This window comes from Paenibacillus agaridevorans (assembly GCF_003112455.1).
In the GTDB taxonomy this organism is placed as follows: domain Bacteria; phylum Bacillota; class Bacilli; order Paenibacillales; family Paenibacillaceae; genus Pristimantibacillus; species Pristimantibacillus agaridevorans.
This window is the reverse complement of the sequence record NZ_BDQX01000116.1, coordinates 51,803-60,940: the sequence shown is the minus strand read 5'-3', so window position 1 is coordinate 60,940 and position 9,138 is coordinate 51,803. Positions and strand designations below refer to the sequence as shown.

Below are 9,138 nucleotides of genomic sequence, written 5' to 3'. Positions count from 1 at the left end.
CGGCTCCGTGTTCGGCACTCCGCTCGCCGGTACGGTCTTCAGCATCGAAGTGGCTGCGCCGAAACGCATGCGGTTCCGAGCCTTGATTCCCGCTTTGCTTGCCGCATTTACAGGTCATTATGTTACGCTTGCCTGGGGAGCGCATCATAGCCATTACAGGATTGGCCCGCTGCCCGAGCTCGATTGGCTCGTAACGGCGCAGGTGGCGGCGGCCGCGATACTGTTCGGTATCGCCGCCAAGCTGTTCATACGGCTTACCTCGTCGCTGAAATGGCTGTTTGTCCGGTATGTGCCTCATCCCGCGGTTCGCCCTATTGTCGGCGGTCTTATTATTATTGCACTCGTATATTGTCTCGGAACGCGCGACTACTTAGGTTTGGGACTTCCGTTGTTAGCGGATTCGTTTGATGGAACGGCAGCCCCTCAAGACTTTGCTTGGAAGCTTCTTTTTACATCTCTCACATTAGGAGCCGGCTTCTTTGGAGGCGAGGTCACGCCGCTCTTTGTCATTGGCGGCACGCTCGGCAGCGCATTGGCGCCGCTGTTATCGCTGCCCTCGCCGTTCCTGGCCGCATTGGGTCTTATCGCCGTCTTTGGAGCCGCATCAAGAGCTCCCCTCGCTTGTTTGTTGCTTGGAGTGGAGCTGTTTGGTCCAGCAGGTATTGCCTACTTCGCCATGGCATGCGGGATCAGCTACTATGCCGCCTATGGACGAGGCATCTACGAATCCCATATCCGTCACTACGTCCCGAAGCGTTGACGGTATCCGCACTTCCGGCACAGCTCTTCGACGGCTTCCCTGCGCGAGAAGCCGTCGTACAGCTTGACAGCCCGCTCTCCCTCCACAATATCCGCGAACGGACTATTGTGAATATTGCCCAGGTTAATGACTCCCTCCCCATCGAGGCAGCACGGAATGACCGTTCCGTCGATCAGCACGCCAGCCTGATTGCGAAGCGCATGACAGAAACCTTTTCCGTCATCCTCAGGCTCCTTCAGATCGGGCCACTTGAATTCCGGATCCTGATTAAGGTAGATCCTATCCTGGATCTTTACCCCTGTACCCGGCTTAAATTTCTCTTCAATGTGATAGTCGAGACCGTACGCTTCTTCGATCATGGAGAGCAGCTCTCTGTTTTTGTCCCGCTGTTGGTTAACTTCGTTATCCATATCCAGATTCCATAGCCTGTACGATACGATGAGATCGCTCTGGGCTGTCGCTTCGCGTACGAAGTCCAGGATAGCGGCCAGATAGCCGGCTTTATCCTTGGAGCCCGCATGTCCATCGAAGCTGTGAAGCGAGAAATTCATTTGTCGGAGGGCGGGTTTGCCCAGCAACTTGGAACGATTTTTGGAAATCAGCGTCCCGTTCGTCGTAATATTGACCTTGAAGCCCTTCTCATGGCTAATATCCAGCAGCTCGTCCAGCTTGGGATGCAGCAGCGGCTCCCCTTTGACATGGAAATAAATATAGTCGGTAAAGGGTTTTATTTGATCCAGCGTTTTAATGAAATCCTCCACCGAAATAAACCCTTTCGCCCGCTGCGTAGGCGGACAGAAGTGGCAGGATAAATTGCATATACTCGTTGTTTCGATATAGAACTTCTTAAATCGTTTCATGAACCGAGCCCCATCTATTTAGAATTAGTAACCTTCCGGCAGAAATCGTTCCCTAACTTCCTTGGTTGGCAGCAAACATTGCTCCGACTTGCCGAACCAGCGGTATCTGTTGCGTGCGATGAACCGATAGACGGCATCCCGGATTGGCGCGGGTATGACGATCAGCGCGTAAGCCAGCGAACGCCAGCCGCCAAGTCCCTTCCATACCCGGAGAGCTGCTCCCGACCGGTTGTAGTAACGGCCGTTAACGGCAAGGATGAAAGAATCGAAATCATCCATGTCCCCGTCCCCGCCATCATTCATTGCCTTGAGAATCGACCGGCCAGCGGGAGATTGCAACGCAGCGAATCGGAAGCGGGCGCGGGAATCGCGCTTTACCAAATAACGAACAATATCTTGACACAGGTAGCAGTGACCGTCAATCAAGATGACAGGCTGTTCGATCCGCCGCTCCTTCTTATTTTGTTCATCATTCTCCAATTCTCTCGCCTACTTTCCTCCAGCAGCTTCCCTCATCCTATCATAGATTCGGCATTCTTGCACTTGACCTTGCCGGGCATCCTGTACTATAATCAAACGAACCGAATATGGCAAAGGGATTCTAGGGTTCCGCGGCGCTCGCGCCGGACTGGTCCGAGGGAATCCGCGCGATAGCCGTTCTATTGCGAATGACACGGAGGGACAAAAGCCCGGGAGATATCGATACGATATTTCCCGGGCTTTTTTTGTTGTGATGCCCGCCACGGATTGTTTGCGCCCGCAAATGCCATGCTAGGTTTAACAAAAACGGAGAGGAGCAGATCTACATGTCTTCATCTAACAACAAATATTGGTTTATCGTCGTCATCGCTGCTTGTTTCGAGGTTATTTGGGTCATCGGCTTAAAACACGCGGACAGCGTATGGGAGTGGATTGTAACCGGGGTGGCTATCGTAGTCAGCTTTGGCTTGCTCATTTACTCCTCCAGGATATTGCCAACGAGCACCGTCTATGCGGTCTTTGTGGGATTAGGAACCGCCGGCAGCGTCATCGCGGAGATGACTGTATTCGGCGTACCGTTTAATTGGGGCAAGATCGCCTTTATTTCCTTGTTGTTAACCGGCGTAATCGGACTCAAGCTGGTTACGCATGAACGCGAAGGAGGAACATCGTCATGAGCTGGTTGTTCGTCATTTTAGCAGGAATGCTGGAAGTCGTCGGAGTCGTTGGCATCTCGGAGCTGAACAAGCGTGTATCTGCCCGAAGTATCCTCATGCTGGGCGGAGGCTTCCTTGCCAGCTTCATATTTATGTCGCTTGCCATGAAGGACCTGCCCATGGGCACGGTATATGCGGTTTGGACCGGCATCGGAACGGTGGGAAGCGCGTTAGTCGGCATCCTGTTCTACAAGGAGCCCCGAACGCCGCTCAGGCTCTTTTTTATGGCCCTCGTGCTTGCCAGCGTAATCGGACTCAAATTAATCGGCTAGGCTGTTCTTGAACAGACAACACCCCTTTCTACGGAGTAAACCTTCGAGAAAGGGGTGTTGTTGTTTCCTTATTGAGCTGTTAGAAATCGTTTTTTGGTTTGCGCGGCTGCGACTTCGCCTTGTTCTGAACCGGAGGAAGATGTCTCATGCTGCGGAGCATCGGCCCTTTGCAGATGGGACATTGCTGCTCTGTCGCTGCCGCGAATTCATCGCGTACCCACGCTTTGCATTCGGTATTTTTACATTTCCATATTTTTGTAGGTTTTAAGTTCGGTTTTGTACCGTCGCTTGTTGTCGTCACGTGAGTATCTAGTTCCTTTCTTTCGCCAAAAAATGCATGATGCTGTGATTTATTAAGATAAGTATACCGGAATGACGCACACAGGCTTGGAGGCCTCCGTGGAATGTCCCGTCCAAGTAAGCGTTCCTTGCTCCTTATCCACCAGATAGGTGACGAGATTATTGCCGTCGCGGTTGGCCGCGATCAAATAATTGCCGATCGGAGTTAAAGCAAAATGACGCGGATGGCCGCCTTCCGTCGAGATATGCTGAACAACCTTTAGCTCGCCGCTGCCTTCCTGTACTTGGTAGACGACGATACTGTCATGGCCGCGGTTTGAGCCATACACATACCTGCCATCGCCCGAAATCGTAATTTCCGCGCAGCCGTTCTCTCCGTCAAACTCTTTAGGCAATGTGCTGATTGTCTGAATCTCGCTTAACACGCCGTTCTCTGCGTCATATCGAAATGCCGTTACCGTTGAATCCAGTTCATTAATGACATAGGCGAATTCGCCGCCGGGATGGAACACGAAGTGCCGTGGACCTCCTCCGGTACGAATGACCGTTTCATTGTGGTAGATCAACTTGCCTTGCTCATCATCCAGGCGATAAGCTACAATGCGATCGAGCCCCAGATCCTGCACGAACAGGTAACGTCCATCGGGACTATAGAAGCTGGAATGCGGGTGAGGCTTGTCCTGCGGATCTACGCCCGTGCTCGCTCCGACGTGCTGGGCAGTGTCCAAAACAGCGCCGATCGTTCCCTTTTCTCCGATTGCGGACAATCCAATCATGCCGCCGTGATAGCTCGTTACAGTCAGAAAGCGGCTATCGCGGTCACGCTGAATATGACATGTTGTATTGGCTGCCATCTCGGCGCGATTAAGCTCCGTAAGCTCGCCCGTTTCCTTATCGATAGCAAACGAGACGCCAATCCCGACTTTATTGCCCGATTCCTTCGTAATGTCCGCTATCGCATAGAGACGGCCGCGAGCGGCATCCACGTTTAAGAAGGTCGGATTGCGCAGACCCGCGTATTCGTGTTTCAGCGTCAAGCTTCCGCTCTTTTCGTCCAGCGTAAACACCTTGACGCCGTTATCCTCCTGGTTAGCGTAAGAACCGACAAAAACGTACAATGGGCTCTCTTGCGTAGACATGTCTGTATCCTCTCCCTGCTGCCGTGATCTATTTTGTGCAAGCGGCCCCGGTTCCATACCGCAGGCTTGTTTGCACCTTCAGGACTTCTCCGCCCAAGCTTTTTTTAACGTCTCCAGGAAAACTTCCGGCGGCTGGGCACCGGACACCGCATATTTGCGATCGATGACAAAAAATGGCACGCCGCGAATGCCAAGCCGGCTGCCTTCCTGCTCCTGCGCCCGGACGGAATCCGCATAGCTGTCGGATTGAAGCACTGCCAGCGCCGCGTCCTTGTCCAGTCCGACCTCGTCTGCAAGCGCAGCGAGCTGTTCTGGATTATCGATGTTCAAGTTGTCCGTAAAATAAGCCTTAAGCAGGCGCTCGGACATGGCAGCTCCCTTGCCTTGCTCCTCGGCGTAATGCGCCAGCCTGTGCGCGTTAAACGTATTAAGCGACAAAGCGCCATCCAGGCGGAACGTCAATCCGACGGCTGCCGCTTGTTGAACTACGCCATCGCCAGTCGACTTTGCTTGTTCCAGGCTCATCCCGTATTTGCGCGACAGCATTTCATGGGTAGTCATGCCGAGGGAAGAATCCGTACTTGGATCCAGCTCGAAGCTTCGCAGCTCTGTAACAACGCTGTCCTTGTGCTCGAAGCTGGCAAGCGCGCTTTCGAACTTTCTTTTGCCAATATAGCAGAACGGACATACATAATCCGACCATATTTCGACCTTCATCTTGCACCTCCCAGTTATGTACCGATCTATTATAGCATGTCTTCACAAAAAAAAGCATGTCGATGGAAGCAGCAACATGCTGCTCCACGATCATGCTTTATCTATTAGACAGCAAAGATGTGACGGCCGATTTTGCCAATCTGCTTGCGGGACCAGATCCAGGATGATGTTGCCGTATCCGGGTTAAAATAATACAAAGCTCCGCCTGACGGATCGTAGCCGCGTACGGCGTCCAGCGCCGCCTTATATGCTGTCGTATCCGGCTTCATGTAATATTGACCGTCGTCCACTGCGGTAAATGCGCGCGGCTGCTCGATCACGTCTTTTACCGTATCCGGGAAGCTGGCATGAGCCACTCGGTTCATGACTACCGCGCCGACTGCTACCTGTCCCGCGTACGGTTCTCCTCTCGCTTCGCCGTATATAATTCGCGCAAGCAAGTCAAGCTCGTGTCTGTTGACCGATACCTTCTTAAGCATCTTCCATGTCGCAGGTCCAGCGATTCCGTCCGCTTTCAAACCGTAATCCCTCTGGAACAGCAGCACGGAATGGCGGGTAACGCCGCCGTAGTAAGAGGTGAGTCCTTCATTGAAGTAACCTAACGTCTTGAGTCTATATTGGAGATCCGGCACATCCGCGCCAGTGGATCCATATTGTAAAGTGGCCGGTGCCGCCGCCGAAGCCGGCTGCATCACAGTCCCTAACGTCAATGCAAACAGGACGGCGACCATGGCGCCGATTCGAAGTTTGTTTATCATCTTGGCATCATGCCTCCTCTTCCGATTATCGCCGGCCAATGCTGGCAAGCGACTCGTAAGAGTGTAACATAGCCCCGGCTGGAATGTAACCGATCTGCAGAAATTACATATAATTGCTATTTCTTTAAAAATACTCGTCCATGTAAGTCACCGAGCCTGTTGTCCCCGGCTGTTGCCGTTGTTACAATAAGAACATAGAGTCGGCTTATAAGCCGACCAGGCTGTGGTACAGGAGGCGTTAGTGCATGAACCTGCTTAAGCAGAAGGACCGTGAGGAGCTTGATGCCAAGCTTCCATCTATGCCTTGGTATATCGAGCAATTTATCGCTTATAAGCTTCCCGATTTGTCCCCTTCCTCTCTCCTCGAGTATGTAAGGGATTACGAAACATTTATGAAGTGGCTGATGGCGGAAGGATTGACGGAGGCATCTTCTTACCGCGAAGTCAAGCTGACTGAGCTGGAGGTGCTTAAGATGGAGAGCATCGACAACTACCGGATGTTTCTTTCGACGCACAAGCCGGAGCGCAATAATCGAACGACGATCTCGCGCAAGCTCTCGTCCCTTCGCTCTCTCTTTCATTATTTGAGCCAAATCGCGGAGGATGACGACTTCTATCCTTTGCTAAAGCGTAATGTTATGGCCAAAGTTACGATCAAACGGACGCATAAGCCCAAGGACACGGCGGCCAAGCTGGAGGGCAAGCTGCTGCAAGAGGAAGAGATAGCGGAATTTATGGCTTACGTTAAGGTCCATTACGGCACGGACGTAGCAGACAATAAACAAGCCTCCCATTCGTTTCAGCTAAATAGCGTTCGCGATGCTTGCATCATTAGTTTTATCCTTCATTCCGGACTGCGCGTATCCGAGGTCGTCAACTTGAACGTGGACGATATCGACTTAAAAAAGAAGCTTTGTTATGTTTTTCGCAAGGGCAAGAACGACGATACCTTTAAGACGCCCGTATACTTCCGTCAGGAAGCCGTCGAAGACCTGACTGCGTATATCGCCATTAGGGAAACCAGATACAAGTCGCCGCGCAAGGAGAAAGCGCTGTTCCTCGCCATCGCTAACGGCAAAAATGAAGGCTCCCGCATGACGAAACGCGCGATTCAGGCCATGGTGATCAAGTATGCCAAGCGATTCGGCAAGCCCTATCTCTCCGTACATAAACTCAGACATTCGTTTGCGACGGACTATTATTTGCAAAACGATATCTACAAGACGCAGGAGCAGCTCGGACATGCTTCTCCCGAGACGACGCAAATCTATGCGCATCTGACGGATAAAACAATGGCGGAAGCCATCGACAGAAGACAAAAAGAGGGCAAGCCGGATTGACGCCTCCCAGCGTCTCCCGCTTGCCCTTTATGTTGGATCTCCCTTTTTATCCGCTGACGGCTTTATTGTCCGGCTGCGAACTATAGCTCCATATCGACAGGCGTAATGCCTTCTTCAACGGCGAATTCGAAATCCTCGATGTCGTATACCTGTACCGGCACTTCCGCATCGATAAGCTTATCTTGAAATTCGAATTGATCGGACAACAGCGGAACGTTAAGCTTGAGGCTGGAAAGCAGCAATTCCGTCTCGACGGGGTCGAAAATCTCCCCATATTGCGCGTTGTCCACGGCATTGACGATTGTAAATTGGATACTGTCGTTCAGCAGCAACGGAGCGCTCTCTCTCCACGGCACCTGCAAAGCCTTTTCGATCTTCTTCCGATTCAGGGAATCCTCGAAGAATGCAATAAGTTCATTAATTTTGGCCTTGACGTGCGCATCATCATCCGGGTCATCCATGACGGGCTCCTGGCTATCTCTCATATCGTAAAGCTCCGCAATCGATGTATATGGAATGACATAATCAACGGGACGACTCGGGACGAGCAGATGGCCATACGTGGCTACCATTACTGCTTCGATTACAAACCGTCGTTGCATGGCTTCTCCCCCTGTAAGATCTTGTTGGTGGTTTACTTAAGCGTTTCCTCCTATTATACAATATTCCGTAGGCTGTACAAGACAGACATTCGCCAAATTTGCCATTGGCGAAGCTTCGGGGGTAATATAGAGGAAAATGTTTGCACCCGTTCTAATGTAAAGTTAGTTTATCATTCAGGAGGATCGGCATCATGTCATTGGAATCAGCCATAATAATCGGGGCGGGGCCTTGCGGACTGGCGGCTGCCATCGAGCTGCAGCAAGCAGGCCTGAACCCGCTTGTCATTGAAAAACGTAATATCGCATACTCCATCTCCCAATACCCTACGTACATGAATTTCTTCAGCACGGCGGACAGGCTGGAGATCGGCAATGTTCCGTTTACGTCCGCCAACGAGAAACCTTCGCGGATCGAAGCTCTGCACTACTATCGAACTGCCGCACAGCGTCATGGGCTGCGTATCCGGCCTTACGAAACGATCACTTCCATCGAACGCAGGGAGGACGGCAGCTTCGTACTGGGAGGACATGACCGCCACGGAGATGCATTGTCCTACGAAAGCAAAAACGTCATCATTGCGACCGGCTACTTCGATCATCCCAATATGATAGGCATTCCCGGCGAGACATCGGAAAAAGTGAGCCATTTTTTCCGCGAAGCGCATCCCTATATCGGCATGGAGGTTGCGATCATCGGCGGACGCAACTCTGCCATCGATGCCGCGCTTGAACTGGAGCGGGTCGGCGCCAGAGTCACGATCGTGTACCGCGGCGAGGACTATTCTCGAAGCATCAAGCCCTGGGTACGGCCTACCATCGAGAACAAAGTAAACAATGGCGCCATTGTTATGAAGTTTAATTCCCGAGTCGTCGAGATTACTCCACGCGCGGTTATCATCGAATCTCCCGAAGGCATAACGGAGCTTCCTAACGATTTCGTGCTTGCTCTCACAGGTTTCCATCCGGACCGCCAATTTCTGACCGCTTCAGGCATAACGATGGAAGACGAAGGTTACCCGACGTTCAACGAAGACACGATGGAGAGCAATGTACCTGGAATTTACCTTGCCGGCGTAGTGGCCTCCAGACATGAGGCGAACGAAATTTTTATCGAATCGGGACGTTTCCACGGGCAAAAGATCGTTGAGGATATAAGAAGCAAATTATAAGCTTGCTTATAGAGGATATTCACTC

General features: G+C 51.8%; 12 protein-coding genes and 1 riboswitch. Of the genes, 5 read left to right on the top strand and 7 right to left on the bottom strand.

Annotation, left to right across the window (positions count from 1 at the left end):
* On the top strand, positions 1-760 hold a 760-nt coding region (locus PAT3040_RS38595), incomplete at its 5' end, for a chloride channel protein (RefSeq protein WP_258234957.1).
* Here PAT3040_RS38595 and PAT3040_RS12445 read toward each other — a convergent pair.
* Both PAT3040_RS12445 and PAT3040_RS12440 read right to left on the bottom strand, forming a co-directional pair.
* Positions 742-1,620 carry a radical SAM/SPASM domain-containing protein gene (locus tag PAT3040_RS12445; RefSeq protein WP_087569242.1) on the bottom strand — a complete coding sequence of 293 codons (879 nt, stop codon included), beginning with the start codon at positions 1,618-1,620 and terminating at the stop codon, positions 742-744. The genes PAT3040_RS38595 and PAT3040_RS12445 overlap by 19 nt on opposite strands.
* A 24-nt stretch (positions 1,621-1,644) precedes the next feature.
* The gene (locus tag PAT3040_RS12440; RefSeq protein ID WP_258234956.1) at positions 1,645-2,100 is read right to left on the bottom strand and encodes a thiol-disulfide oxidoreductase DCC family protein; all 456 of its coding nucleotides are present in this window, start codon (positions 2,098-2,100) and stop codon (positions 1,645-1,647) included.
* A gap of 110 nt (positions 2,101-2,210) precedes the next feature.
* A riboswitch (guanidine-I (ykkC/yxkD leader) is annotated at positions 2,211-2,318 on the top strand.
* 108 nt (positions 2,319-2,426) lie between these two features.
* Between PAT3040_RS12440 and PAT3040_RS12435 the strand changes: the two genes are divergently transcribed.
* Complete coding sequence (locus PAT3040_RS12435) at positions 2,427-2,777, top strand: DMT family transporter (protein ID WP_087569243.1); 351 nt, start codon at positions 2,427-2,429, stop codon at positions 2,775-2,777.
* The gene (locus PAT3040_RS12430; RefSeq protein ID WP_087569244.1) at positions 2,774-3,088 is read left to right on the top strand and encodes a DMT family transporter; all 315 of its coding nucleotides are present in this window, start codon (positions 2,774-2,776) and stop codon (positions 3,086-3,088) included. The genes PAT3040_RS12435 and PAT3040_RS12430 overlap by 4 nt, the downstream gene beginning before the upstream one ends.
* A gap of 79 nt (positions 3,089-3,167) precedes the next feature.
* On the opposite strand, the gene PAT3040_RS12425 is transcribed toward PAT3040_RS12430, so the two are convergent.
* From PAT3040_RS12425 to sleB, 4 genes are all read right to left on the bottom strand, one after another.
* Positions 3,168-3,389 (bottom strand): cold-inducible protein YdjO-related protein, encoded by a 222-nt coding sequence (locus PAT3040_RS12425; protein WP_087569245.1) that lies wholly within the window; start codon positions 3,387-3,389, stop codon positions 3,168-3,170.
* Positions 3,390-3,441: 52 nt separating this feature from the next.
* A complete protein-coding gene (locus PAT3040_RS12420; RefSeq protein ID WP_108992897.1) occupies positions 3,442-4,527 on the bottom strand; it encodes a lactonase family protein in 1,086 nt (361 codons plus the stop codon).
* A gap of 78 nt (positions 4,528-4,605) precedes the next feature.
* Complete coding sequence (locus tag PAT3040_RS12415; RefSeq protein ID WP_087569247.1) at positions 4,606-5,244, bottom strand: DsbA family oxidoreductase; 639 nt, start codon at positions 5,242-5,244, stop codon at positions 4,606-4,608.
* 104 nt (positions 5,245-5,348) lie between these two features.
* On the bottom strand, positions 5,349-6,002 hold the full coding sequence (gene sleB, locus PAT3040_RS12410) for a spore cortex-lytic enzyme (protein ID WP_108992896.1): 654 nt from the start codon (positions 6,000-6,002) through the stop codon (positions 5,349-5,351).
* Between the two features lie 245 nt (positions 6,003-6,247).
* Here sleB and xerS point away from each other — a divergent pair, with 245 nt between their 5' ends.
* Entirely contained in the window at positions 6,248-7,342 is a 1,095-nt protein-coding gene (gene xerS / locus PAT3040_RS12405) for a tyrosine recombinase XerS (RefSeq protein ID WP_087569249.1), read from the top strand.
* An 80-nt stretch (positions 7,343-7,422) separates the two neighbouring features.
* On the opposite strand, the gene PAT3040_RS12400 is transcribed toward xerS, so the two are convergent.
* Positions 7,423-7,944 (bottom strand): ADP-heptose synthase, encoded by a 522-nt coding sequence (locus PAT3040_RS12400; RefSeq protein ID WP_087569250.1) that lies wholly within the window; start codon positions 7,942-7,944, stop codon positions 7,423-7,425.
* Positions 7,945-8,135: 191 nt separating this feature from the next.
* Here PAT3040_RS12400 and PAT3040_RS12395 point away from each other — a divergent pair, with 191 nt between their 5' ends.
* The gene (locus PAT3040_RS12395; RefSeq protein WP_181376588.1) at positions 8,136-9,113 is read left to right on the top strand and encodes a YpdA family putative bacillithiol disulfide reductase; all 978 of its coding nucleotides are present in this window, start codon (positions 8,136-8,138) and stop codon (positions 9,111-9,113) included.
* The last annotated feature ends 25 nt before the right edge of the window (positions 9,114-9,138 follow it).

What these genes read in the sequence shown, in the direction of transcription:
- PAT3040_RS12445 (WP_087569242.1), bottom strand. Translation starts at nt 1,620, where the DNA reads ATGAAACGATTTAAGAAGTTCTATATCGAAACAACGAGTATATGCAAT.
- PAT3040_RS12435 (WP_087569243.1), top strand. Translation starts at nt 2,427, where the DNA reads ATGTCTTCATCTAACAACAAATATTGGTTTATCGTCGTCATCGCTGCT.
- PAT3040_RS12430 (WP_087569244.1), top strand. Translation starts at nt 2,774, where the DNA reads ATGAGCTGGTTGTTCGTCATTTTAGCAGGAATGCTGGAAGTCGTCGGA.
- PAT3040_RS12420 (WP_108992897.1), bottom strand. Translation starts at nt 4,527, where the DNA reads ATGTCTACGCAAGAGAGCCCATTGTACGTTTTTGTCGGTTCTTACGCT.
- PAT3040_RS12415 (WP_087569247.1), bottom strand. Translation starts at nt 5,244, where the DNA reads ATGAAGGTCGAAATATGGTCGGATTATGTATGTCCGTTCTGCTATATT.
- sleB (WP_108992896.1), bottom strand. Translation starts at nt 6,002, where the DNA reads ATGATAAACAAACTTCGAATCGGCGCCATGGTCGCCGTCCTGTTTGCA.
- xerS (WP_087569249.1), top strand. Translation starts at nt 6,248, where the DNA reads ATGAACCTGCTTAAGCAGAAGGACCGTGAGGAGCTTGATGCCAAGCTT.
- PAT3040_RS12400 (WP_087569250.1), bottom strand. Translation starts at nt 7,944, where the DNA reads ATGCAACGACGGTTTGTAATCGAAGCAGTAATGGTAGCCACGTATGGC.
- PAT3040_RS12395 (WP_181376588.1), top strand. Translation starts at nt 8,136, where the DNA reads ATGTCATTGGAATCAGCCATAATAATCGGGGCGGGGCCTTGCGGACTG.